This is a genomic window from Novosphingobium sp. ERW19 (assembly GCF_012641315.1).
Taxonomy (GTDB): domain Bacteria; phylum Pseudomonadota; class Alphaproteobacteria; order Sphingomonadales; family Sphingomonadaceae; genus Novosphingobium.
Genome location: NZ_JABAIC010000009.1, coordinates 45,889 through 67,476 on the forward strand (window position 1 = coordinate 45,889; position 21,588 = coordinate 67,476).

29 protein-coding genes are annotated in these 21,588 nt (G+C 64.7%); 21 read left to right on the forward strand and 8 right to left on the reverse strand.

Annotated features, from left to right (window positions below; genetic code table 11):
* Position 1 precedes the first annotated feature (1 nt).
* The 5 genes from rapZ to HGI46_RS16505 all read left to right on the forward strand — a co-directional run bounded on the left by rapZ (position 2) and on the right by HGI46_RS16505 (position 3,091).
* Entirely contained in the window at positions 2–934 is a 933-nt protein-coding gene (gene rapZ, locus HGI46_RS16485) for an RNase adapter RapZ (protein ID WP_168905128.1), read from the forward strand.
* Between the two features lie 151 nt (positions 935–1,085).
* Complete coding sequence (locus HGI46_RS16490) at positions 1,086–1,490, forward strand: PTS sugar transporter subunit IIA (protein ID WP_039331580.1); 405 nt, start codon at positions 1,086–1,088, stop codon at positions 1,488–1,490.
* 1 nt (position 1,491) lies between these two features.
* The gene (locus HGI46_RS16495) at positions 1,492–1,788 is read left to right on the forward strand and encodes an HPr family phosphocarrier protein (RefSeq protein ID WP_039331581.1); all 297 of its coding nucleotides are present in this window, start codon (positions 1,492–1,494) and stop codon (positions 1,786–1,788) included.
* 40 nt (positions 1,789–1,828) lie between these two features.
* Complete coding sequence (locus HGI46_RS16500; protein WP_168905234.1) at positions 1,829–2,632, forward strand: RNA methyltransferase; 804 nt, start codon at positions 1,829–1,831, stop codon at positions 2,630–2,632.
* Between the two features lie 54 nt (positions 2,633–2,686).
* Complete coding sequence (locus HGI46_RS16505; RefSeq protein ID WP_118073066.1) at positions 2,687–3,091, forward strand: META domain-containing protein; 405 nt, start codon at positions 2,687–2,689, stop codon at positions 3,089–3,091.
* On the opposite strand, the gene HGI46_RS16510 is transcribed toward HGI46_RS16505, so the two are convergent.
* Together HGI46_RS16510 and rmuC are read right to left on the reverse strand one after the other, a co-directional pair.
* On the reverse strand, positions 3,092–3,676 hold the full coding sequence (locus HGI46_RS16510; protein WP_168905129.1) for a hypothetical protein: 585 nt from the start codon (positions 3,674–3,676) through the stop codon (positions 3,092–3,094).
* Between the two features lie 197 nt (positions 3,677–3,873).
* The gene (gene rmuC / locus HGI46_RS16515; protein WP_346766759.1) at positions 3,874–5,388 is read right to left on the reverse strand and encodes a DNA recombination protein RmuC; all 1,515 of its coding nucleotides are present in this window, start codon (positions 5,386–5,388) and stop codon (positions 3,874–3,876) included.
* A gap of 148 nt (positions 5,389–5,536) precedes the next feature.
* Here rmuC and HGI46_RS16520 point away from each other — a divergent pair, with 148 nt between their 5' ends.
* Entirely contained in the window at positions 5,537–5,947 is a 411-nt protein-coding gene (locus HGI46_RS16520; protein WP_168905130.1) for a four-helix bundle copper-binding protein, read from the forward strand.
* Positions 5,948–5,962: 15 nt separating this feature from the next.
* On the opposite strand, the gene def is transcribed toward HGI46_RS16520, so the two are convergent.
* Together def and recR are read right to left on the reverse strand one after the other, a co-directional pair.
* A complete protein-coding gene (gene def, locus HGI46_RS16525; RefSeq protein ID WP_118073070.1) occupies positions 5,963–6,529 on the reverse strand; it encodes a peptide deformylase in 567 nt (188 codons plus the stop codon).
* A gap of 130 nt (positions 6,530–6,659) precedes the next feature.
* Complete coding sequence (gene recR / locus HGI46_RS16530; protein ID WP_168905131.1) at positions 6,660–7,256, reverse strand: recombination mediator RecR; 597 nt, start codon at positions 7,254–7,256, stop codon at positions 6,660–6,662.
* 52 nt (positions 7,257–7,308) lie between these two features.
* On the opposite strand from recR, the gene fmt reads away from it, so the two are divergent.
* From fmt to HGI46_RS16550, 4 genes are all read left to right on the forward strand, one after another.
* The gene (fmt, locus tag HGI46_RS16535; RefSeq protein ID WP_168905132.1) at positions 7,309–8,214 is read left to right on the forward strand and encodes a methionyl-tRNA formyltransferase; all 906 of its coding nucleotides are present in this window, start codon (positions 7,309–7,311) and stop codon (positions 8,212–8,214) included.
* Entirely contained in the window at positions 8,211–8,963 is a 753-nt protein-coding gene (gene truA, locus HGI46_RS16540) for a tRNA pseudouridine(38-40) synthase TruA (protein WP_168905236.1), read from the forward strand. The genes fmt and truA overlap by 4 nt, the downstream gene beginning before the upstream one ends.
* A 3-nt stretch (positions 8,964–8,966) precedes the next feature.
* Positions 8,967–10,076 carry a zinc-binding dehydrogenase gene (locus HGI46_RS16545; protein ID WP_168905133.1) on the forward strand — a complete coding sequence of 370 codons (1,110 nt, stop codon included), beginning with the start codon at positions 8,967–8,969 and terminating at the stop codon, positions 10,074–10,076.
* Between the two features lie 80 nt (positions 10,077–10,156).
* Entirely contained in the window at positions 10,157–12,577 is a 2,421-nt protein-coding gene (locus tag HGI46_RS16550) for an EAL domain-containing protein (protein WP_206065788.1), read from the forward strand.
* A 23-nt stretch (positions 12,578–12,600) separates the two neighbouring features.
* Here the strand turns inward: HGI46_RS16550 and cobS are convergent, their stop codons facing one another.
* The gene (cobS, locus tag HGI46_RS16555) at positions 12,601–13,581 is read right to left on the reverse strand and encodes a cobaltochelatase subunit CobS (protein ID WP_168905135.1); all 981 of its coding nucleotides are present in this window, start codon (positions 13,579–13,581) and stop codon (positions 12,601–12,603) included.
* Between the two features lie 79 nt (positions 13,582–13,660).
* On the opposite strand from cobS, the gene HGI46_RS16560 reads away from it, so the two are divergent.
* From HGI46_RS16560 to HGI46_RS16610, 11 genes are all read left to right on the forward strand, one after another.
* Positions 13,661–14,308, forward strand: a complete 648-nt coding sequence (locus HGI46_RS16560) for a glutathione S-transferase family protein (RefSeq protein WP_168905136.1) — start codon at positions 13,661–13,663, stop codon at positions 14,306–14,308.
* A gap of 125 nt (positions 14,309–14,433) precedes the next feature.
* Positions 14,434–15,039 (forward strand): TetR/AcrR family transcriptional regulator, encoded by a 606-nt coding sequence (locus HGI46_RS16565; protein ID WP_346766760.1) that lies wholly within the window; start codon positions 14,434–14,436, stop codon positions 15,037–15,039.
* A gap of 6 nt (positions 15,040–15,045) precedes the next feature.
* Positions 15,046–15,411 carry a DUF1428 domain-containing protein gene (locus tag HGI46_RS16570; protein WP_118073079.1) on the forward strand — a complete coding sequence of 122 codons (366 nt, stop codon included), beginning with the start codon at positions 15,046–15,048 and terminating at the stop codon, positions 15,409–15,411.
* Positions 15,408–15,608, forward strand: a complete 201-nt coding sequence (locus tag HGI46_RS16575; RefSeq protein ID WP_168905138.1) for a hypothetical protein — start codon at positions 15,408–15,410, stop codon at positions 15,606–15,608. Before HGI46_RS16570 ends, HGI46_RS16575 begins: the two co-directional genes overlap by 4 nt.
* A complete protein-coding gene (locus tag HGI46_RS16580; RefSeq protein ID WP_168905139.1) occupies positions 15,605–16,093 on the forward strand; it encodes a VOC family protein in 489 nt (162 codons plus the stop codon). The genes HGI46_RS16575 and HGI46_RS16580 overlap by 4 nt, the downstream gene beginning before the upstream one ends.
* Positions 16,093–16,749: a glutathione S-transferase family protein gene (locus HGI46_RS16585; protein ID WP_346766761.1), complete on the forward strand. Its 657-nt coding sequence runs from the start codon at positions 16,093–16,095 to the stop codon at positions 16,747–16,749. Before HGI46_RS16580 ends, HGI46_RS16585 begins: the two co-directional genes overlap by 1 nt.
* A 17-nt stretch (positions 16,750–16,766) precedes the next feature.
* The gene (locus HGI46_RS16590; protein ID WP_118073083.1) at positions 16,767–17,207 is read left to right on the forward strand and encodes an SRPBCC family protein; all 441 of its coding nucleotides are present in this window, start codon (positions 16,767–16,769) and stop codon (positions 17,205–17,207) included.
* 31 nt (positions 17,208–17,238) lie between these two features.
* Positions 17,239–18,201: a cyclic nucleotide-binding domain-containing protein gene (locus HGI46_RS16595; RefSeq protein ID WP_168905140.1), complete on the forward strand. Its 963-nt coding sequence runs from the start codon at positions 17,239–17,241 to the stop codon at positions 18,199–18,201.
* A complete protein-coding gene (locus HGI46_RS16600) occupies positions 18,201–19,115 on the forward strand; it encodes a class II glutamine amidotransferase (RefSeq protein ID WP_168905141.1) in 915 nt (304 codons plus the stop codon). The genes HGI46_RS16595 and HGI46_RS16600 overlap by 1 nt, the downstream gene beginning before the upstream one ends.
* Before the next feature lie 43 nt (positions 19,116–19,158).
* Positions 19,159–19,518 (forward strand): hypothetical protein, encoded by a 360-nt coding sequence (locus HGI46_RS16605; RefSeq protein WP_118073086.1) that lies wholly within the window; start codon positions 19,159–19,161, stop codon positions 19,516–19,518.
* Positions 19,519–19,629: 111 nt separating this feature from the next.
* Positions 19,630–19,839, forward strand: a complete 210-nt coding sequence (locus HGI46_RS16610; RefSeq protein WP_118074650.1) for a hypothetical protein — start codon at positions 19,630–19,632, stop codon at positions 19,837–19,839.
* Here the strand turns inward: HGI46_RS16610 and HGI46_RS16615 are convergent, their stop codons facing one another.
* The 3 genes from HGI46_RS16615 to HGI46_RS16625 form a co-directional block, all read right to left on the reverse strand.
* On the reverse strand, positions 19,840–20,580 hold the full coding sequence (locus tag HGI46_RS16615; RefSeq protein WP_168905142.1) for an SDR family oxidoreductase: 741 nt from the start codon (positions 20,578–20,580) through the stop codon (positions 19,840–19,842).
* 123 nt (positions 20,581–20,703) lie between these two features.
* Positions 20,704–21,156 (reverse strand): nuclear transport factor 2 family protein, encoded by a 453-nt coding sequence (locus tag HGI46_RS16620; protein WP_162895950.1) that lies wholly within the window; start codon positions 21,154–21,156, stop codon positions 20,704–20,706.
* A gap of 13 nt (positions 21,157–21,169) precedes the next feature.
* A complete protein-coding gene (locus HGI46_RS16625; protein ID WP_168905143.1) occupies positions 21,170–21,559 on the reverse strand; it encodes a nuclear transport factor 2 family protein in 390 nt (129 codons plus the stop codon).
* Between the last annotated feature and the right edge of the window lie 29 nt (positions 21,560–21,588).

Consider the following 21,588-nt stretch of genomic DNA (forward strand, 5'->3'; position numbering starts at 1 on the left):
GATGGCGCAAGACTCAAGCTCTCCAGACTCTGGCCCTCAGCGCATTCTCCTCGTCACCGGCTTGCTCGGCGCGGGGAAGACAACCGCGCTGCGCACGCTGGAGGATCTGGGCTGGGAGGCGATCGACAACTTCCCGATCCGCCTGCTTGATCGCCTGCTCGAGACCGAGCCGGGGACGGCGCGGATGGAATCGGGCGCGCCGATGGCGATCGGCTTTGACACCCGGACGCGCGGGTTCGATCCGGCCAGGACGATCCAGCTGGTCAAGAAGCTCTCGCAGCGCAAGGACATCGAGGTCACCACGCTGTTCCTCGATTGTGGTGGGGCCGAACTGGAGCGTCGCTACAACGAAACGCGCCGCCGCCATCCGATGAGCGAGGACAAGCCAGCCTCGACCGGGATCATGGCCGAGCGCGAACTGCTTGAGCCGCTGCGACGCTGGGCCGACGTGGTGATCTCGACCACCAGCTTCACCTCGAACGACTTGCAGCAGGCGATTCGCGACCAGTTCGGCAATGTGACCGCCGCTGCGCCAACGCTGACGATCAGCAGCTTCGGCTTTTCGCGCGGGACGCCGCCGCTGGCCGATCTGGTGTTCGACATGCGTTTTCTTGCCAACCCGCACTGGGTGGACGAATTGCGACCGCAGACCGGGCAGGACCCCGCGGTGGGCGACTATATCCGGCAGGACCCCGCTTTTGCCGAGGCTTTCGAGCGGATTCGCGATCTTCTTCTGCTGCTGCTTCCGCGCTATCGGCAGCAGGGCAAGGCCTATGTCCACGTGGCTTTCGGGTGCACCGGAGGCAAGCATCGTTCGGTGTTCATGGCCGAGCAGATCGCTTCAGCCTTGCGCGCGGAAGGATTTTCACCCACATTGCTGCATCGCAACCTCGCGTCGCGCGCGGCCGATCTGCTTGAAGGTCGGAAAGCTTGAGACAGCGAGGGAGAACAAGGATGGGCGGGGCAGCACTGGAAGCCATGCGTTTTGATTCCCAGTCGTCTTGCGCGCCCTGCAATCCTGCCAAGCTCGCGTTCATCGCCAGCAGTGCAGATTGCCCGGCCGCACTTCGGAGCCTGCCCCTTTCATGATCGGTCTTATTCTGGTTACCCACGGCGCTCTTGCCGACGAGTTCATTCATGCGATGGAGCATGTCGTCGGCCGACAAAGCGACGTGATCGGCGTGTGCATCGGCCCCAACGATGACATGGAGAAGCGCCGCAAGGAAATTGCCGACGCGATTCGGCGCGTCGACAGCGGCGAAGGCGTGATCATCCTCACCGACCTGTTCGGCGGAACGCCCTCGAACCTTGCGATCTCGCTGATGCAGGCGGGGCGCGTGGAAGTGATTGCCGGGATCAACCTGCCCATGCTGATCCGTCTGGCCAAAGCGCGCAATTGCATGGGTGTGAAGGAAGCGACAGCCGCCGCGCGAGATGCGGGGCGGAACTACATAACGATCGCTTCGGAGTTCTTAGGGCAGGATGCATGAGATGGCAGAACAGGGTTACGTCACCCGCGAGACGGTAACGATCGTCAACCAGCGCGGCCTTCATGCACGGGCCAGCGCCAAGTTCGTCAACGCGGTGGCCAAGTTGCCGGCGGGGTTCGAAGTGACAGTAGCGAAGGATGGCACCGACGCCGCCGGCGCCTCGATCCTGGGGCTTATGATGCTGGGCGCGGCCAAGGGCGATACTGTCGATGTGAGCGTGGCCGGGCCTGAAGGCGAGGCGGACGCGATCCTGATGAAGCTGACCGGGCTGATCAAGGACGGCTTCGGAGAGGATTGATCCTCTTGCCGCAATGGCTGCACTGCCCCATGGCAGCGGCATGACCCGCAAGATCATCACCGGCTATTCCAACCCGACGGTAAAGTTCGTCCGCAGTTTGCGGGAGAAGAAGCACCGGCGGCGCGAGCGCAAGTTCCTGGCCGAGGGGCTGCGCCTGCTGACCGACGCGCGCGAGGGCGGGCGGCTGCCGGAAATCCTGCTGATGGCGCAAGGGCGCGAGGGGCATCCGCTGCTCGACGAGCTAGAGGCGGATGTCGCCCGCGCCGGGGGCGAGGTGATCGAACTGCCGCTGGATATCCTGGCCAAGGTTACCGGCAAGGAGAACCCGCAGGCGGTGGCGGGGGTGTTTGCCGAGTGGGACACTTCGATCGGCCTGATCGATCGAAATTCTGCGCCGATCTGGTTGGTAGCGCACGCCATGCGCGATCCCGGCAATCTTGGCACGATGCTGCGCACGGCTGATGCGGTGGGTGCAGGCGGGTTGATCCTTATCGACGATTGCGTGGATCCGTTCTCGGTCGAGGCGGTGCGCGCCAGCATGGGCGCGATCTTTACCGAGCGGCTGGCGCAGGCGCGGTGGGATGAGTTTCTCGGCTGGTTGCGTCAGGGCGAGGGACAGCTGGTGGCGGCCAGCTTGCGCGAGGCGGTGCCCTATCGCGGCGCGCCCTACGCCAGCCCATGCTTCGTGATGGTCGGCAATGAATCACGCGGGCTGCCCGAAGATTACGAGATGGCCTGCGACTTGCGCGTGACCATGCCGATGAAGGGTCGCGCGGATAGTCTCAACGCGGCGGTGGCAGGCGCGGTGCTGGCCTACGAAGTGCTTGCCAGCCTGCCTGAATAACCACGTACTAACCGGTTAATCGCACGCTCAGTCGCGCGGGCGCATGGTCGCCTCATGCGTTCGACTCTTGCTCTTCTTGCGGTTTCGGCCTCGCTCATGGCGGGTTGCGCCACTGCGCCTTCGGGCAGCGCTGGGTTGTCCGGGACAGAGTGGACCATCCTGCGCGTAGATGGGGCGGCGCCGGTCGTGCCGGAGAAGGCTTCGCTGAAATTCGAGGACGAGCGGCTGAGTGCCAACGTCGGCTGCAACGGGATCGGCGGTGACTATCGCGTCGATGGCGTCCGGCTGGTCGCAGGGCCATTAATGGCGACGCGGATGTTCTGCGAGGGTCCGGTGTGGCAGCAGGAAGAGGCGGTCAATGCGCTGCTCTCTGCTGCGCCCCAGATCGAGCGGCGCGGACGGACGATGCGGCTGGTGTCCGGCGGTCATGCGCTAGATCTGGAACTGACCGCAGGTTGATCAATCCCCGGCGATGAAGGCGGTGATCTGCCACTGACCCTGCTTGGGTTCGGCAATCAGGCGATAGTCGAGCAGGCTGCGAAGCTTGCGCGTCTCGATCCAGCCCTTGGTGCCATCATGGGTGGTGACGCGGATCGCCTTGGCTTCACTGTCGAAATCCATCGGATCGATGCCGACAATCGTCCAGCCTGCCTGCGCTGAGGGTTTGCCGCCGGGCTTATCGAGGGGTTTGTCGAGCAGGGGCGTGTCGTCGCCGAGCACCAGCATGGCACTGTAGCTGTCGATGTCTTCCGGCACGTTCCAGAAAACCCACGGCATGGCAGCCAGCCCGCCTTGCACGGCGCAGCCGAGCGGCAGCAGCGCGTCGAGTTCCTGCCACAGCTTCGTTTCGGGATCATCGAGGCGCTTGACCAGTTCGGCAGGGCCATTGCCGCCGCCATAATCGAGCGCGATATCGGGGGCTGCGAGCTTGGATAGTGCTTGCGCGTCCCGCTTCCGGATCGCGGCGACCACGGCCTTGTGGAAGGCAGGCCAGCCTGGCTGCTTCTGGCACTCGTCCCGCGGCGCATAGCGGGCTTCCTTCACCGAAGTAGGCGCGAGGGTGGCGGGCTCGCTAGCTTCAGGTTCGGGCGCTGCCGCTGATTCCGTATCCCGTGGGGACGGTTGCGGGATTGGGGAGGCGGCACTCGCGCTTGGCGACGCATCAGGCTCGCTCCCCTTTTCGCACCCGGCCAGAGCCGCAAGCGCGGCAGTGGCCAAAAGGAGCCGGGCGAGCCTATGGGTCATTCTGCCGCCACGTCTCCATCGTCGTTGGCAATTGCCGAGAGCGCTGCCGGTTCTGCCTCGGCATAGCGTGGAGCGGATTCGACGAGGGGGACTTCTTCCAGCTCGCGCTTGCCGATTTCGATGTGCTTGTCCTTGAGGCGACGGCCTGCGGACAGGACGTTGCGTTCGAAGCTGCCGACGAACTTGTTGTAGTTGCTCACCGCACTGTCGAGCCCACTGCCCACGCGCTTGAGGTGCTCGGCGGCGACGGCAAGGCGGTCATAAAGTTCGCCGCCCATCTTGCCGATCTCGCGCGCTTCGCGGGCCAGCCCGTCCTGCCGCCAGACTTGCGCCACGGTGCGGGCGATGGCGACGAGGTTGGTCGGGCTGGCGAGCAGCACGCGCCGCTCGAAGGCGAAGTCCCACAGCGTCGGGTCGCGCTCCAGCGCGGCGGCGATGAAGTGTTCGCCGGGGACGAACATCAGCACGTAGTCCGGCGCTTCCTCGAACTGCGACTGGTAGGACTTTGCGCCCAGTGTCTGGATGTGGTTGCGCATCGACTGGACGTGGGCGTTGAGAGCGATCTTGCGGGTGTCGTCGTCCTCTGCCTCGAACGCATCCTGATAGGCGTTCAGGGAAACCTTGGCGTCGATAACCAGCAGCTTGTTGCCTGGCACGCGCACGATCGCATCGGGGCGCAGGCGGCCATCTTCGGTGTTGACCGAATGTTCGGTGATGAAATCGGTGTGTTCGGACAGGCCGCACTGTTCCAGCACGTTGCGCAACTGCAGTTCGCCCCAGCGCCCGCGCGTCTTGGGGCCATTGCGCAAGGAGTTGCCGAGCTGCGCGGCGGCGGCGCGCACGGCTTCCTGCCCATCGCGCATCGACTGGATCAGGCCGGTCAGCTGGCCGAACGAATCCACGCGCTGCTTTTCAAGGCTCTGCACCTGCTCTTCATAGCTGCGCAGGCGCTGGTCGACCGGGGCGAGGAGGGACTTGAGACGTTCGGCGCTGGTCTTCTCGCTCTCCTCGAAGCGGGCCTGGGCGCGGTTGAGGAAGGCTTCCTGCGCCTTTTCGAGCACCTTGTTGCCGGCGTTCTCGAACTCCTTGCGCAGCGCTTCCTGCGCCTCGATCAGCAGGCGCTTTTGCTCTGCAAAGTTCTCGGCATCGGCCTTCATGCGTTCGAGGTCGGCGCGCAGGGCCTCGCGCTCGGCACGCACTTGCGCGAGTTCGGCGCGTACCTGATCGGCATCTGCGGCGCGCTGTTGCGCGGCGGCGAGGGCGGGGGCGAGTTCGTCGCGCTGGCGGCGGACGTCCTGCAGTTCCGCGAGGCCAGCTTCGAGTGCCTTTGCCCGCTCCACCGTGGCGGCAAGGTCCACCGTCATAGCCTTGACTGTGCCTTCGTGCGCCTTGGCTTCGGCATCGCGGCTGTCATGGCGGGCGCGCCATTCGGCCGCCGGGCGTGAACCGAGGAACCAGCCGATACCAAGCCCGATCACAAGCGCTACGATTACGAAAAGGGCAGATTCCACGAACTTCTCCAGCAGGAACGAAATGGGAACCTACCGTGACGTGCGGATTGGCGCAACCGATTCAGCCGGCGTGTTCCACAAGCAGGACGGGGCGCGGAACGGAAAGGCGCGCGACCCGCTAAGTCCTTGCGAACGAAGGAGAGCGCCCATGTCGATCGAGAAGATGATTTCGGAGCACCCGCAGGTGGGTGGCAACTACAATGCGTCGCTGGGTCTGGCGGTGAAGCATGCGGTCTATTGCTCGGCGATCTGCAACTCGTGCGCCGATGCCTGCCTTGCCGAGGCGATGGACATGGACCAGTGCATCCGCATTTGCCTCGATTGCTCTGACGTCTGTGCGGCGACCAGCCGTATTGCGATGCGGCGGACGGGTTCGAACCGTGAGCTGATCAGGGCGCAGCTTGCCGTGTGCATCAAGGCCTGCGAGATCTGCGAAGCCGAGTGCGCGAAGCACGACCATGCCCATTGCCGCCGCTGCGCGCAGATGTGCCGGGAATGCGCGGACGATTGCCGTCGGGCGCTGGAAGATCTGGATCGTGAGGTGCATGAGGCCGCATAACGCGGCCTCATCGCGTCAGGCGACCTTGCGCAGCTTTTCCAGCTTCTTGAGCGCCATGTTGCGCTTGAGACGGGAAAGGTGGTCGATGAACAGGATGCCTTCGAGGTGGTCCATCTCGTGCTGGAGGCACGTGGCCATCAGGCCGTCCATGTCCTCTTCATGGGTGTTCCCCTCGAGGTCCCGCCAGCGCGCGCGGATGCGGGCGGGGCGTTCAACCTCGGCGTAGATCTCGGGCACCGAGAGGCAGCCTTCCTGGTAGAGGCTGTGCTCTTCCGAGGGATCGAGGATCTCGGGGTTGATGAACACCCGCGGTTCCTTCTTCGTCGGCTGGTGGTGATGGTGGTGACCATCATGATCGCAGGCGACGGGTTCGGCATCGGGATCATCGGGCTGAAGGTCGATCACCAGAACGCGCAGCGGCACGCCCACCTGAATCGCGGCGAGGCCGATGCCGGGGGCATCGTACATCGTCTCGAACATGTCTTCGACCAGCGTCTTGAGCTCGTCGTCGAACTTTTCGACGGGGACGGAGACCTGCTTGAGGCGCGGGTCGGGGACTTCGATGATTTCGCGGATGGCCATGGGGGGCAGATAAGGAATGTGGACCGGACTCGCAAGTGCGGTGCGCAGGCGTTGCGCCAGTGCCCACCCCCGGCCCCTCCCGCCTGCGGGAGGGGAGGTGACAGGGCGGTTTCCATTCCGGGGTGGGGTCCTAAGCCACGGGCCGCCTCGCCCGCAAGGCTTGCGCCAAGGTGCCCTCGTCGAGATAATCGAGCTCTCCACCCACCGGCAGGCCGTGTGCGAGCTGCGTCACGCGGACCGGTGCGTCTTCCAGCCGTTCGGCGATGTAGTGCGCGGTCGTCTGGCCTTCGAGCGTGGCGTTCATGGCGAGGACGATTTCGTCGATCCCGCCTTGGGCCACGCGATCGAGCAGCTGGCCGATGGTCAAGTCCTCCGGGCGCACACCTTCCAAGGCCGAGAGCTTGCCGCCCAGAACGTGGTACTTGCCGGTGAATAGGCGCGCACGGTCCAGCGCCCAGAGGTCAGCCACTTCCTCGACCACGCAGATGGAGCGCTGGTCGCGGCGGGGGTCGCTGCAGATGCCGCAGGGGTTGGTGGTGTCGACATTGCCGCACACTTCGCATTCGACCAGCAATTCCTGCACCTGGGTCAGCGCGTTGAGCAACTGGGGCAGGGCCGTCTCGCGCCGCTTGATCAGCCACAGCACGGCGCGGCGGGCCGAGCGGGGGCCGAGCCCGGGAAGGCGCGCCAATGCGCCGGAAAGTGCCTCGATCTCTTGCGATGCCATGGCAGCACAGATAGGGCCGGGGGCGACAAACGGAAGGCCTTGCAGACAGCTTATGCGCATCATCTTCATGGGGACGCCCGATTTCGCGGTGCCGACGCTGGAAGCGCTGGTGAAAGCGGGGCACGAGGTGGTTGCTGCCTATAGCCAGCCGCCGCGTCCGGCCGGGCGGGGCAAGAAGCTGCAACCCTCGCCGGTGCATCTGGCGGCAGACGCGCATGGCATCGAGGTGCGCACGCCGGTTTCGCTGAAGGGCGCCGATGAGCAGGCGGCCCTTATGGCGCTGGAGGCTGATGTGGCGGTGGTCGCGGCCTATGGGCTGATCCTGCCGCAAGCGGTGCTGGATGCGCCGCGGCTGGGGTGCCTGAACGTGCACGGCTCGATCCTGCCGCGCTGGCGCGGGGCGGCGCCGGTGCAGCGGGCGATCCTTGCAGGGGATAAGACGACGGGCGTCACCATCATGCAGATGGAGCGCGGGCTCGATACCGGGCCGATGCTGGCCAAGGTTGAGACGCCGATCGACGGCAAGACGGCGGGGGAGTTGACTTTGGAGCTTGCCGAGAAAGGCGCCGCTCTGATGGTGGAGGTGCTGGCTGACCTTGCGGCTTATACTCCCGTGGTGCAGCCGGAGGCGGGCGTCACTTACGCGCACAAGATCGACAAGGCGGAGAGCCGGCTGGACTTCGCGCGCGATGCGGTGGACGTGGAGCGGCAGGTGCGGGCGTTTGCGCCTGCGCCGGGGGCGTTCTTCGAGCTTGAGGGCGAGCGGTATCGCATTCTCGCGGCGGAAGTCGTCGATGGGACGGGAGAAGCAGGCGTGACGCTGGACGAAGCGCTCACCATCGCCTGCGGCGCAGGCGCGATCCGGCCGATGTTGATCCAGCGTGCAGGGCGTCCGGCGATGGACGCTGCCTCGCTGCTGCGCGGGCGGGCGATTGCGGCGGGGACGCGGCTCGGCTGATGCGGTTCGCTCTGACTCTCGAATGGAACGGCCGGCCCTACATGGGCTTTCAGCGCCAGTCGCACGGACCGAGTGTGCAGCAGGCGGTTGAGGACGCAGTCGAGTCCGTGACCGGTGAGGCCGTGATACTCAACGCCGCCGGGCGGACCGATACCGGTGTCCATGCGCTGGGGATGCGGGCGCACTTCGATCTGGCGCGCGAATTCGATCCGTTCCGCATGATGGAGGCGCTGAATGCGCGGCTGCGGCTGGCCGGGCATCCGATCGCCGTGCTGGATTGCCATGAGGCGGCGGACGACTGGCATGCGCGCTTCTCGTGCATCGGGCGGTCGTACGAGTATCGCATCATCAACCGCCGCGCGCCGCTGACGCTGGACCTTGGGCGGGCATGGCGTATCGCCAAGCCGCTGGACGCTGCGGCGATGCATGAAGCAGCGCAGGCGCTGGTCGGGCACCACGATTTCACCACGTTTCGTTCGGTTCATTGCCAATCGGCCAGTCCGCTCAAGACGCTCGACCGGCTTGACGTGCGGCGCGAGGGCGACCGGGTGATCATCGAGGCGGCGGCGCGCAGTTTCCTCCACCATCAGGTGCGCTCGATGGTCGGGTGTCTGGCGCTCGTGGGGCAGGGACAGTGGCCGGTGGCCCAAGTGGCCGAAGCGCTCGCAGCAAAAGACCGTAGCAAATTAGGACTTAACGCGCCCGCCGAAGGTCTATACTTCGTCTCCGCAACATATCCCGGAGAGTGAAAAATGACCGAACTTCAAGGCCAGCGCATCGTCTCGCAGCTTGATTCCGACGGCACCCTGACCGTCAGCCTTGAAGACTTCACCCTGCCTGCGCCCGAGGGGCGGCAGGTGGTGATCCGCGTGGAAGCGACGCCGATCAACCCTTCGGACCTTGGCCTGCTGTTCGGCCCTGCCGATATCGAGAACGCGGAATTCTCCCCGGGCAAGATCGTGGCGCGCATGCCGGACCCTGCCGTGCGCGCGATGAGCGCGCGTCATGGTGCTGCGATGCCGGTGGGTAACGAGGGCGCGGGCACGGTCGTCGCGGCGGGCGATGCGCCCGAAGCGCAAGCGCTCCTCGGCAAGCGTGTGACCTGCTTCCCGGGCGGCATGTATGCGACGCTGGCTGTGGCTGACGCCGCCATGTGCCTGGAACTCCCTGAGGGCGTGACGGCGGAGCAGGGCGCCTCGGCCTTCGTAAACCCGCTGACCGCGTTGAGCTTCACCGAGACGATGCGCCACCTTGGCCACAGCGCGCTGGTGCATACGGCGGCGGCGTCGAACCTGGGCCAGATGCTGGTGAAGATCTGCCAGGCTGACGGGATTCCGCTCGTCAATATCGTGCGCAACGATGCGCAGGTTGCGATCCTGAAGGGGATCGGCGCCGAGCATGTCGTCGACAGTTCGAAGGAGACGTTCCTCGATGATCTCGCCGCCGCGATCGGCGCGACCAAGGCGACGATGGCCTTCGATGCGATCGGCGGCGGCAAGCTGGTCAGCCAGATCATGACGGTGATGGAGCAGGTCGCCAATTCGGGCGCAGCCTACAGCCGTTATGGCTCGAACAGCCCGAAGCATGCGTTCATCTATGGCGCGCTCGATCTTTCGCCGACCGTGCTGACCCGCAACTTCGGATTCAGCTGGGATGTCTCGGGCTGGTTGCTGACGCCGTGGATGGGCAAGCTGGGTGCCGAAGTCGTCGAAAAGATGCGCCGCCGCGTCATGGCAGAACTCACCACGACCTTTGCCAGCCACTACAAGGCGCGGGTCACGCTGGACGAGGCGCTGACCAAGGCAGCGGCGCTGGAGTACAATGCGCGACGCACCGGCGAGAAGTATCTGATCACCCCCTGATTTGATGACCCGGCACCTGCGTAAGGTTACATAGGCTTTGCGCCAGCAATCTTGAACTGCTGGTGACCTATCCGGCAGTGATGGACAGGGTTCGGGGCAGGATTGGGCTGGAAAGGCTGTGGCAGTGGCTACTGTCGCAGCCCGGCTCGTTGCTGCATCTGTTGCGCTATCACATCGAGCCGGGCGAGGCCGAGTGGTTTGCACGGCGCAAGCTGGAATACATCAATTCCCTTAGCGGCAACCTGTTCGAAGCGCTGCGCATGGCGTTGTTGCTGGCGATTTGCGCTCCGGGCCTTACCTGGCACTTCTATGTTTGCGCCGTGCTGCTCCTCGCGCAGATGCGGGTCGGCTTGACCGAACTGCGCCGGAAGGAAAGCTGCGGACAGTACGCGCCATCCGAAATGGTCGAGATCTGGGCGAAGGGCATCTGGCTGCGCGCGATATTCCTGGCGGCGTTTACCGCCTGCTGCATCATCGCGGTGCCGACGGAGCGGGTTGGCGCGCTGATCATCTATGTGCTGGTGCTGGCGCAGTTGGAACTGCTGCTGCAGTTCACGATGCCGGTTGCCGGGATCATCTCGCAGACGATCTCATTGGGCCTGACCACAATCGCCCTGCTGTTCCGGCAGGATATGCGTGGAGAGCTGATTTTGCCGGTCATGGCGCTGCAGCTGCTTGCCCTGCACGTCATGCTGTTCAACCTGCACTACATGTTCGCCACGCGCATCCTGCGGACGCGGCGCTTGAAATCTGCCAACGAGACGATCCAAAGCCTGCTCACCGAGTACGAGACCCACGCCAGCGACTGGATGCTGGAAACTGACGCGAGCGGGCGGATCGTTGTGCCATCGGACCGGCTATGCGCGGCCTTGGGCCGGACTGCGGCCGAGCTTGAGGGCGTCAAGCTCATCAATCTCCTTGTCGCCGGGGTGGAGACAGAGGCGATGCGAGTGGCAGCTCGAAAGCTCAAGCCATTTCACGATTTGGTTGTGCCGGTGGTGATCGATGGGGATCTTCACTGGTGGTCGGTGACGGGAAATCCGGTCTATGACGACCTCCGGCATACGGGGTTCCGTTTGTTCATAAGAGACGTGACCGACCGCTATACGGCGGAAAGCCAGGTACGCTTCCTTGCCGACCATGACAGCCTGACTGTCCTGCCCAATCGCCACAATTTCCAATCGCGGCTGGAATCTGCGCTGGACGGTGCAGATGCGGACAATCCGTTCGCGGTGCTGTATGTCGATCTCGATCACTTCAAAGCGGTGAACGACACGCTGGGCCATCAGTTCGGCGATAGCGTGCTGGTTGAAGCGGCATGGCGCATCAAGTCCGCCCTTGGCGGCAAGGATTTCGTGGCGCGATTGGGTGGCGACGAGTTTGCGTGCATTGTCGATAGATTCGATGCGATCGAAGACCTGCGGCTGGCTGGCAAGGCAATCGTCGAGGCGATTAGCCAGCCAATGGAAATCGAGCGCCGCACCGTTCGCATCGGTGCAAGCGTCGGTATCGCGTTTGCGCCCGAACATGGGCCGACTTCGGAAGTCCTGCTGCGCAGCGCTGACCTTGCGCTGTACGAGGCGAAATCGCGCGGTCGCGGATCGGCGATCGTCTATGATCCGGCCATGGAGGAACTGAAGCAGGAGCGTGGACGGCTGGAGCTTGATTTGCGCAGTGCCCTCGCCGATGGGGAATTCGAGCTGCACTACCAGCCGTTGCATGAGCTTGCCGGAGACCGGATTGCCGGGTTCGAGGCCCTGCTGCGATGGCGACACCCCGAGCGTGGACTCATCCCGCCCGACGTGTTCATCCCGATTGCCGAGCAGACCGGTCTGATCGTGGCGCTGGGCGAATGGGTTCTGCGCGAGGCGTTGGCGGAAGCGGCTACCTGGCCGGCGGACATGACGGTGGCTGTGAATGTGTCGCCAGCGCAAATGGCGGATTTCACCTTGCTCAAGCAGGTGATTGCGGCGCTGTCGGCGAGCGGCTTCGATCCGCATCGGCTGGAGCTGGAGATTACCGAGACGATGCTGATGCAGGAATGCGACGAGCACCTGCAACAGCTTGAGCGCCTGCATGCCCTGGGCGTGCGGATCGCGCTCGATGACTTCGGGACGGGATATTCGTCGCTGAATTATCTGCGCAGCTTCCCGTTCGACAAGATCAAGATCGACCGCTGCTTCATCACCGAAATGCAGGCCGGTAGCGAGAGCAGCGCGATCATCGAGGCGGTGCTGGATCTGGCGAGCAAGCTCAACATGCAGACCATCGCCGAGGGCGTTGAATCCGAGGAACAATTGGCCAGCCTGCGCGCCTTGGGTTGCGAGCAGGTGCAGGGCTATCTGATCAGCAGGGCAATTCCGGCCGCTGACCTGCCGATTACCCGACGTTTTGCGAGGCAGGACTGCGCCATTGAGGCTGTCACGCCCCTCACGCCCGAATACCAGCCTGTGGCTGACGCGTTTCCAGGCGCAGACATTCAGGAGGCCCGGCGGGCCTGAGCCCGCCGCAACCGTCACCCGTTTCAGCCGCGGTGTGCGACGCTTTCGGGCAGGTCCTTGCCGAAGACGCGCTGGTAGTATTCGGCCACGAGCACGCGCTCGGTCTCGTCGCACTTGTTGAGGAACGAGAGGCGGAACGAGAAGCCGACGTCGTTGAAGATCTGGCTGTTCTGCGCCCAGCTGATCACCGTGCGCGGGCTCATCACGGTCGAGATATCACCGTTGATGAAGCCTTGGCGGGTCAGGTTCGCAACGCGCACCATGTCGGCCACGATCTTCGGATCGAGCGTCGGCACCTTCTTGCTGACGATTTCGACCTCGGTCGAATCGGGCAGATAGTTCAGCGCGACGACGAGGTTCCAGCGGTCCATCTGGCCCTGGTTGATCGCCTGCGTGCCGTGATAGAGGCCCGAGGTGTCACCCAGACCCACCGTGTTGGCGGTGGCGAACAGGCGGAAGTGCTTGTTCGGACGGATCACGCGGTTCTGGTCGAGCAGCGTGAGCTTGCCTTCGGTCTCCAGCACGCGCTGTATCACGAACATCACGTCGGGGCGGCCGGCGTCGTACTCGTCGAACACCAGCGCGGTCGGCGTCTGCAGCGCCCAGGGCAGCAGGCCTTCGCGGAACTCGGTGACCTGGAGGCCATCGCGCAGGACGATGGCGTCGCGGCCGACGAGGTCGATGCGGCTGATGTGGGCGTCAAGATTGATGCGGATGCACGGCCAGTTGAGCCGGGCGGCAACCTGTTCGATGTGGGTCGACTTGCCGGTGCCGTGATAGCCCTGGACCATCACGCGGCGGTTGTAGGCAAAGCCCGCAAGGATCGCCAGCGTGGTGTCCGGATCGAACACGTAGGTTTCATCGCGATCGGGCACGCGCTCATCGGCGCGGCTGAACGCGGGGACCTTCATGTCGATGTCGATGCCGAAGGTCTCGCGGACATCGATTTCGGTGTCGGGCGCGGCGAGCAGCGTCGTCGCGTGGCTGTTCGGAAGTTCGCTCATCGCTGCCTCGCCTATACGGGCGGGCGCGGCGCTGCAATAAGGTTTCACGGAACCTGTCCGTTAGAATGGGAGAATTTCGATGAAGCTCTACGGCGCGATGCTTTCGCCGTTCGTGCGCAAGGTGGCGGTTGTCCTTACGGAAAAGGGCATTTCCTTCGATCTGGCACGGGGCGGGCCGGGGAGCAGCGATCCCGAATTTCTCGCCTGCAGCCCCTTGGGCAAGATTCCGGCGATCGACGACGACGGCTTCCAACTGGCCGATTCGACTGCGATTGCGATGTACCTTGATGCTCAATACCGCGAACCGCGTCTGATCCCGGACGATGCCAAGCTGCGCGGCAAGGCGGTGTTCTGGGACGAGTTTGCCGACACCGTGCTGGGCGCGTCGGGCCTCAAGATCCTGTTCAACCGCCTCGTCGGTCCGAAGCTGATCAAGACCGGCGGTGACGAGGAGATTGCCCTGCAGGGCGAGGCCGAACTGCCGCGCTGGGTGGACTGGCTGGAAACGGCTGTGCCGAACGAGGGCTGGCTGCTGGGCGAGAGCTTCAGCCTCGGCGACATTGCCGTCGCCTCGATGTTCCGCACGCTGGCCTATGTTGGCCACGGTGTCGACGCAGCGACGCGGCCCAAGACGGCAGCGTGGTATGCGCGTGTCACGGCGCGGCCAGCGTGGGCGGCGGTGGCGGCGATGGAAGAGCCGATTGCGCGGCGCATTATGGCCATGTGACCTCGGGGTGCGGGAGGGCGGGTTGCGTCCCCCCGGAAACGCTTCATCGCTTTGCGCTTGTGGCATACCGACTGGTTGGTATGCCTGACCGGGTGATCCCGAATCGACCCTTTCGACCTCCGGCAGTGACCGCAAAGGACAAGCTGCTTGAGGCGGCGGTAAAGCTGATCCGGTCGAACGGCTTTGCCGGGACCTCGGTCGATCAGCTTTGTGCCGAGGCCGGGGTGACGAAGGGTGCGTTCTTCCATCACTTCGCCTCGAAGGAAGCGCTCGGCGTGGCGGCGGCAGAGTACTGGTCGGCGAGCACCAGCGGGTTCTTCGCCGAGGCACCTTTTCATGCACTGCCCGATCCGGTCGACCGGGTGCTGGGCTACATCGATCTGCGTATCGCTCTGATCGGCGGGCCGCCGGAAGCCTTCTCGTGCGTGGCCGGGACCCTGGTGCAGGAAGCGTTTCGATCGAGCGCGGCAATTCGCGTCGCGGCTGAAGCCAGCATCATGGCGAATGCGCGGGCGCTTGAAGCGGATCTCGACGCGGCGGTGGCACAGTACGGCGTAGCGGGCACGACAGGAGCCAGCCTTGCACGGCATGTCCAGGCGGTGATTCAGGGCGCGTTCGTTCTGGCCAAAACCCAGCCCGATGAGACCGCCGCGGAACTGGCGCGAGAGCAACTGGCGCACCTGAGGCGCTACTTCGCGATGTTGTTCGGGAGAGATACCGGAGAGGAGTGAAGGCCCATGCCCTATGTAGACGGGTTCGTGCTGGCGGTGCCGACCGCCAATCGCGAGAAGTACGAGGCAGTCGCCCGCAAGTTCGACGCCATGCTGGTCGAGCATGGCGCGCTGCGGGTGGTCGAGGCTTGGGGAGAAGATGTGCCCCATGGCAAGCGCACGGATTTCCACCGCGCTACTGAGGCGACAAGCGAAGAGACAATCGTGTTTAGCTGGGCGGAATGGCCTGACCGGCAGACCCGCGATGCCGCGCACGCCGCGATGGAAAAGCTCATGTCCGAAAGCAGCGAGCCGATGGACATGCCCTTCGACGGGACGCGGATGATCACCGGGGGCTTCACCACGATGCTCGATCTGGGGCAGAGGGTGTGAGCCGCCCTGTTCCGTTCTGCTGGTACGAATTGATGACCAGTGATGACGAGGGCGCGGCGGACTTCGACCAAGCGGTGGTCGGCTGGAGCTTTTCTGCGCCCGATCCGCAGTCGCCGATGGATTATCGCATGATCGCGCGCAGCGATTGCGGTGCCAATGGCGGGGCGCTGACCCTGATCGCGGAGATGCAGGCATGACCGTCCCTCCAGTAACGCTGTGCCTGTGGTACAACGGCGACGCCGAGGAGGCGGCGAGTTTCTACGCTGCAACATTCCCCGACAGCCATGTCAGAGCCAGCCATCGCGCGCCGACCGATTTTCCTGGCGGTTCCGCCGACACGGTGCTGACAGTCGATTTCACCGTACTCGGCATTCCGTGCATCGGCCTCAACGGCGGCCCGCTGTTCCCGCATAGCGAAGCGTTCTCGTTTCAGGTCGCGACCGATTCACAGGAGGAAACCGACCGTTACTGGAACGCCATCGTCAGCAATGGTGGTGCCGAGAGTGCTTGCGGCTGGTGCAAGGACAAGTGGGGCCTGAGTTGGCAGATCACCCCGCGCGTCCTCACGAACGGGATGGCCCATGGCGATCCCGCCGTCCGCGCCCGGGTCTTCACCGCAATGATGACCATGCACAAGATCGATCATGCCGCGATTGAGGCCGCAGTCCGAGGAGAAGCCTGATGCTCGCGCTCTACGGTCACCCGTTCTCATCCTACACATGGAAGGCGCTGATCGCGCTTTATGCCAATGGCACGCCATTCACATTCCATAGCCTTGATGCGGAAAACCCTGAGCATGAGGCCGCCTATGCACGGGTCCAGCAGGCCAGTCCGATGGGCAAGTTTCCGCTGCTGGTAGATGGGCAGCGCGAGGTGTTCGAGGCGACCTCGATCATCGAGTATCTTGCGCTTCATCATCCCGGTCCCGCGCCGCTCATGCCTGTGGAAGCAGACGACGCGATCCGCACGCGCATGATTGACCGGGTATTTGACAATTACGTGATGAACGCGATGCAGGACAGCGTCGACGATGCGATCCGGCATGGGGCGGTCTCGGCCGAAGTGCAGGCGCGGGTCGAGCAGCGCGTCACGCGCGCCTATCGCTGGATCGACGCATGGCTGGCGGGATATGCGATGCCTGCGACGATCAGCCTGATCGAATGCGCCGCCGCGCCCTCGCTGTTCTACGCCGACTGGGTGGTGCGCATCCCCGATGACTGCGCCCGCCTGCGGACGTGGCGCGCGCACCTTCTGGCATTGCCGCCGGTCGCGCGCTGCGTCGAGGATGCCCGGCGGTTCCGGCACTACTTCCCGCTTGGTGCGCCCGATCGCGATTGACATGCAAGGAGACAGACATGCACGAGCTTTCGATCACTCGGTATATTGCGGCCAGCCCGGTCAAGGTCTGGGACGTGCTCGCCAACCGGCAGGAGGAATGGTGGTGCCCCAAGCCGTGGCACATCACCATGGTCGCTCAGGAGCGTCGGCCCGGAGGCCGGTCGGCGATGGTCATGCACGGCCCGGATGGCGAGGAGATGCCGCAGGAGGGGATATTCCTCGCCTGGGAGGAAGGCCGGCGGTTCATCACGACAGATGCGGTGACGCATGACTTCGAGCCATCGGGACCGTTCATGATCGGTATCTGGGAAGTGGCGCCGGAGGGCGATGGCACGCGCTATACCGCCAGCGCCCGGCACTGGACCGAGGAGGCCATGCAGAGCCACGCCGAGATGGGCTTCGAAGCCGGGTGGAACGCCTGCGCCGACCAGTTGCAGGCGCTCGCCGAGGCAGATTGACGTTACGGCGGGGCAGGCGCAATCTCCCGCCATGGGAGAGAGAGCGCAGGCACCGGCGCAACTTGCCGGGTTCGATCGCGAGACGTGGGCGGCACTGCTGGGCAATGCCTCGCCGTTTGCCGTCGGCGCGGGGGAGGTGCTGTTCCGGCAAGGCGATCATGCCGATGCACTCTACCTTGTCGAAAAAGGCCTGCTGGAAATCGCCGCGCGCATCCCGGGTGACGACAATGCGGTAATCTCGGCGATCCGTCCCGGCGAAGTCGTGGGCGAGTTTGCGCTGCTGGACGACGGCCCGCGTTCGGCCCGGGTCAAGGCGGTTGAGGACACGCGCGGGCTGGTGGTGTCAGGCCGCCGCTTTCGGGCGCTGCTGGCCGATGGCTCGGACTGGGCCATGCAACTCGGCCACGCCTTGCGCCGCCTCGTGGCCGCGCGCACTCGGCAGACATTGGAGCGGATCGTTTCCGAGGGGCATTTCGATCCTCTTTCGCTGCGGCAATTGCATTCCGGCCCGGGACCGGTCCCGTCGCGTGTCGATGCTGCCGCGCTGGCGCGAGGGCTTGGTCGCCTGAAGGGGATCGAGAATGTTGTGGGGACGGGGACCCTGCTGGAAGCGCGGCGGGGTGCTACGGTCGCTGCTCCCGGCGATAGCCAGGACGGCCTGTTTCTTGTCTTGCGCGGGGCAGTGCGCGCAGCGGTGCCACGGGGCGCGATGGCGGAGCAGGTCTTCGTGTTCGGACCCGGCTGCTTTGTCGGCCTGACCGGCCACAGCGACGGCGGGCCGCAGCCCCTGCTGGTGACGGCGGCGGAACAGGCGCAACTTGTCCATCTTCCTGGCCATATGCTGGCCGCGCTGGAGAGAGAGGCGCCGCCGTGGCTGCCCGCGCTCCACGCCGCATTCGGTCGGCAACTGGTGCAGGACCAGCGCAAGGCCAATCGCCATCTCGGGCGCTCGCTGTCTCTGGCGCGGTTCAACCATGCCGGGGAGCTGGGCTGATGTGCCGCATCCTGAGCTATCTCGGCACGCCGGTCCTGCTCGACGACCTGCTCTATGCGCCTGATTCCTCACTGCTCAACCAGACCATCGGCGCGCAGATGCTGCAAATGCTGAATCTGGCAGGCTTCGGCATGGCGGCGTGGGACGAAGCAAGCCATGCCCCCAACGTGCCCTTCCGCTATCGCACGACGCAAGTCGCGCTGTTTGACCGCAATCTCAAGGCGCTGGCCGGAAAGCTGCGTTCATCCGCACTGCTAGCGCACATTCGCGGCGTGCCCTACAACTCGACCGTCCAGATCAACGAGCAGAACTGCCATCCCTTCCGCTTCGATGGGGTGCCCCTGTCCATGGCGCACAACGGTGATCTTGCGGGATTTCGCGACATGCGCTTCGATCTCGCGCCGCATATCCGGCCCGAGTTCGCCAGGCAGATCCAGGGCTCTACCGACAGCGAATGGATCTATGCGCTGGTCGTCTCGGCACTGCCCGATCCGGGCGGGATCAACGAGCCGGACGCCATCCTCGCCGCCATCCGCCATGCCTTGAGCGTGCTGCGCGAGGCGCGGGCGCGGCATGGGATTACGCGGTCGAGTTCGACCAACCTGATGTTCTGCGATGGCACCAACCTCGCCGCCGTGCGCTTCACTTTCGACTTCGGGCACTTCGATGCGGGCGCGCTGCAGGGCAGCTCGGAGTATCTCTCGATGTGGTACACCTGCGGACGCGACTATGGCCTGCACGAGGGCGAATGGAAGCTAACCGGCGGCGCGATCGATGCCGACAGCGTGATTGTCGCTTCCGAGCCGCTGACCCGCGATTTCGCCACGTGGATCGAGGTGCCGGAGTATTCGGCGTTGCTGGTGCGGCGCGATGGGGCAAGGCGGCGGGCGGAAATTCACGCTCTGGAAGTCTGACTGACGCCTGTTACTCTGCATGGGGCAGAGAAGGGGATTTCCAATGAGCCTGTTCGATTCGATCCTTGGCCAGGTGGCCGGCAATGTCGATGTGAAGAACCTTGCGGCAAAGGTCGGCATCGATCCCGACATGGCCGAGAACGCGATTGCGGCGCTGGCGGCGGGGCACCAGTCGAAAGGCGACACGATCGAGACGGCAGCGGCCAATTCCGGGCTCGATGCTTCGAAGCTGCAGGAGATCGTCGGCCATATCGGCGGCGAGGGCGCATTGGCGAGCTTTGCCTCGGCGCTCGGCCAGAATCCCGATGCGCTGAGCAAGGTTTCGGCGTTCCTTGACAGGGACGGCGACGGCAATCCGCTCGACGATCTTGCCGGTATGGCCAAGGGCCTGTTCAGCCGCTAACGGATTCTGATTGGCGGCACCGGCCCGCTCCCCGGCCCGACCACCCATAGGAGACACTGCCGGGTGGTCGGGCCGGGGGAGCGGGCCGGTGCCGCATTCAAGGAATCCTGCATGCTTGATGCCGCGCTTTCGCTGATGATGCTGGCCGCCATTGCTCTGGTCGGTGGGGCGGTGTTCCTGCTGCGCCGGGGTGAGCGCAAGCGGCCGGTGCTGATGCTGACGCTCGCCGGGATCATGGTGTTGAACCTGATCATCTGGACGCTGCCAGATAGCACAGGCACTACGCTGAAGGGCGCGGCCGAGGCGGGGCCGAACCAGTAGTCAGCCCAGTTCGATGCACCCGCCATCGACGCTGAGGTCCACGCCGTTGATGAAGCTGGCCTCCGCACTGGCGAGGAACAGCACCGCGCGCGCCACTTCTTCCGCGGTGCCCATGCGGCCGATCGGCACGACCGACGAGAGCATGTCGCGCATGCCTTGAACCTCCTCGGGCGTGGCGTCGCGCTTGAAGATTTCGGTGTCGGTCGGGCCGGGGCTGACCATGTTTACCCGGATACGGCGCGGCAGCAGTTCCTTGCCGACGATGCGCGCCATCGCCCTGAGGCCAGCCTTGGCGGCGGCATAGGCGACATTGCCCGGCACCGCGGCGGTCGATCCGATAGAGCCGGTGATGACGATCGCGCCGCCATCGCGCAGCAGCGGCAGGGCCTTCTGGATCGCGAAGAATGCGCCGCGCAGGTTGACGCTGTGGATCTGGTCCCAGAACTCGGGCGTGACATCGGGCACCATGGCGAAGCCGCCGACGCCAGCGTTGACGAACAGCACGTCGATCCCGCCCAGAGCCTCCTCGATCTCGGCCCAAGCGGCCTCGGTCTGGGCCAGATCGCCCATGTCCGAGCGGACGCACAGGGCATCAAGCTCTTCGGCCACCGCACGCAAGGTTTCGGCGTTGCGCCCGGTGATGGCGAGCTTGGCACCCTCGGCGGCAAACATTCGCGCTGCGGCAAGGCCGATGCCAGCGTTGCCGCCAAGGATTGCCACGCACGTGTTGTCGAACCGCATAGTTCGCTGCTCCTAGTCCAATTCTTCGTCGCCCCGGCGCAGGCCGGGGTCCATTGCCTCTCTGTCCCGCACGATTGCGCCGTTATGGATCCCGGCCTGCGCCGGGATGACGGGCAGGCAGTTTCAAAACATCGTGTTGGTATTGGCCGAAGCCTCCGGCACGGGCGAAAGCACGTCCCAATGCTCCATCACCCGGCAGCCCTCGACACGGAAGATGTCAACCACGGCAAAGCCCCGCTTGGCCGCTGCGTCGCCGTTTTCAATCCAGCCGTGACTATGGACCGCGACAAGATTGCCATCGGCGATGATGCGGTGGATCGTCGTGCGCTGGCCGGGGTTCTCGGCCACGAACTTCTCGAGGAACCCGATGGCGGCTTCACGGCCGGTGGCGGCATAGGGGTTGTGCTGGATGTAACCGGGATCGACCCAGCGCTCGAACGAGGAGCGGACCTTCTTCTGGATGTAGAACTCGTCCATGAAGTTGCTGACGACCTGCTTCGGGGTCAGCTTGCATTCCTTCGCCTGCGCGGCACTGGCGGTGAGGGCGAGGGCAATTGCTGCGAATACGAGGCGCATCGTTCTTCTCCCTTCAAAACATGCTGTTGGGGTTGACCGGCTGGGCCGGAACATCCTGAATTACGTCCCAGTGCTCGACGATCATGCCGTCTTCCACCCGGAAGATATCGACCACGGCAAGGCCCGGATCGCCCGGCCAGCGCACCACATGGGTGTGGGTGATGACATGGTCGCCATCGACGAAGCTGCGGTGGATGGTCTGCGTGGCCTCGGGCGATTCGGCTCGCACGCGGTCGAGGAAGCCCTTGAGCGCCTCTACTGTCGGCTCGGCCAGCGAGGAATGCTGGACGTAACCCGGCGCGATGTAGCGGTCGACCGCGCTGCTATCCATCGCGATCAGGACCTTGTGGTACATCTCCAGCACGAGGTCGTGGTTGGCCTGTTCAGCCGCTGTCCGCGCCATGCGCCTCTCCCCTTTATTTATAACAATTG

Bases quoted from the DNA above. Each gene is read 5' to 3' on its own strand.
- rapZ (WP_168905128.1), top strand. From the start codon at position 2: ATGGCGCAAGACTCAAGCTCTCCAGACTCTGGCCCTCAGCGCATTCTC.
- HGI46_RS16490 (WP_039331580.1), top strand. From the start codon at position 1,086: ATGATCGGTCTTATTCTGGTTACCCACGGCGCTCTTGCCGACGAGTTC.
- HGI46_RS16495 (WP_039331581.1), top strand. From the start codon at position 1,492: ATGGCAGAACAGGGTTACGTCACCCGCGAGACGGTAACGATCGTCAAC.
- HGI46_RS16500 (WP_168905234.1), top strand. From the start codon at position 1,829: ATGACCCGCAAGATCATCACCGGCTATTCCAACCCGACGGTAAAGTTC.
- HGI46_RS16505 (WP_118073066.1), top strand. From the start codon at position 2,687: ATGCGTTCGACTCTTGCTCTTCTTGCGGTTTCGGCCTCGCTCATGGCG.
- HGI46_RS16520 (WP_168905130.1), top strand. From the start codon at position 5,537: ATGTCGATCGAGAAGATGATTTCGGAGCACCCGCAGGTGGGTGGCAAC.
- def (WP_118073070.1), bottom strand. From the start codon at position 6,529: ATGGCCATCCGCGAAATCATCGAAGTCCCCGACCCGCGCCTCAAGCAG.
- recR (WP_168905131.1), bottom strand. From the start codon at position 7,256: ATGGCATCGCAAGAGATCGAGGCACTTTCCGGCGCATTGGCGCGCCTT.
- fmt (WP_168905132.1), top strand. From the start codon at position 7,309: ATGCGCATCATCTTCATGGGGACGCCCGATTTCGCGGTGCCGACGCTG.
- HGI46_RS16545 (WP_168905133.1), top strand. From the start codon at position 8,967: ATGACCGAACTTCAAGGCCAGCGCATCGTCTCGCAGCTTGATTCCGAC.
- HGI46_RS16550 (WP_206065788.1), top strand. From the start codon at position 10,157: ATGGACAGGGTTCGGGGCAGGATTGGGCTGGAAAGGCTGTGGCAGTGG.
- cobS (WP_168905135.1), bottom strand. From the start codon at position 13,581: ATGAGCGAACTTCCGAACAGCCACGCGACGACGCTGCTCGCCGCGCCC.
- HGI46_RS16560 (WP_168905136.1), top strand. From the start codon at position 13,661: ATGAAGCTCTACGGCGCGATGCTTTCGCCGTTCGTGCGCAAGGTGGCG.
- HGI46_RS16570 (WP_118073079.1), top strand. From the start codon at position 15,046: ATGCCCTATGTAGACGGGTTCGTGCTGGCGGTGCCGACCGCCAATCGC.
- HGI46_RS16580 (WP_168905139.1), top strand. From the start codon at position 15,605: ATGACCGTCCCTCCAGTAACGCTGTGCCTGTGGTACAACGGCGACGCC.
- HGI46_RS16585 (WP_346766761.1), top strand. From the start codon at position 16,093: ATGCTCGCGCTCTACGGTCACCCGTTCTCATCCTACACATGGAAGGCG.
- HGI46_RS16590 (WP_118073083.1), top strand. From the start codon at position 16,767: ATGCACGAGCTTTCGATCACTCGGTATATTGCGGCCAGCCCGGTCAAG.
- HGI46_RS16595 (WP_168905140.1), top strand. From the start codon at position 17,239: ATGGGAGAGAGAGCGCAGGCACCGGCGCAACTTGCCGGGTTCGATCGC.
- HGI46_RS16600 (WP_168905141.1), top strand. From the start codon at position 18,201: ATGTGCCGCATCCTGAGCTATCTCGGCACGCCGGTCCTGCTCGACGAC.
- HGI46_RS16605 (WP_118073086.1), top strand. From the start codon at position 19,159: ATGAGCCTGTTCGATTCGATCCTTGGCCAGGTGGCCGGCAATGTCGAT.
- HGI46_RS16610 (WP_118074650.1), top strand. From the start codon at position 19,630: ATGCTTGATGCCGCGCTTTCGCTGATGATGCTGGCCGCCATTGCTCTG.
- HGI46_RS16615 (WP_168905142.1), bottom strand. From the start codon at position 20,580: ATGCGGTTCGACAACACGTGCGTGGCAATCCTTGGCGGCAACGCTGGC.
- HGI46_RS16620 (WP_162895950.1), bottom strand. From the start codon at position 21,156: ATGCGCCTCGTATTCGCAGCAATTGCCCTCGCCCTCACCGCCAGTGCC.
- HGI46_RS16625 (WP_168905143.1), bottom strand. From the start codon at position 21,559: ATGGCGCGGACAGCGGCTGAACAGGCCAACCACGACCTCGTGCTGGAG.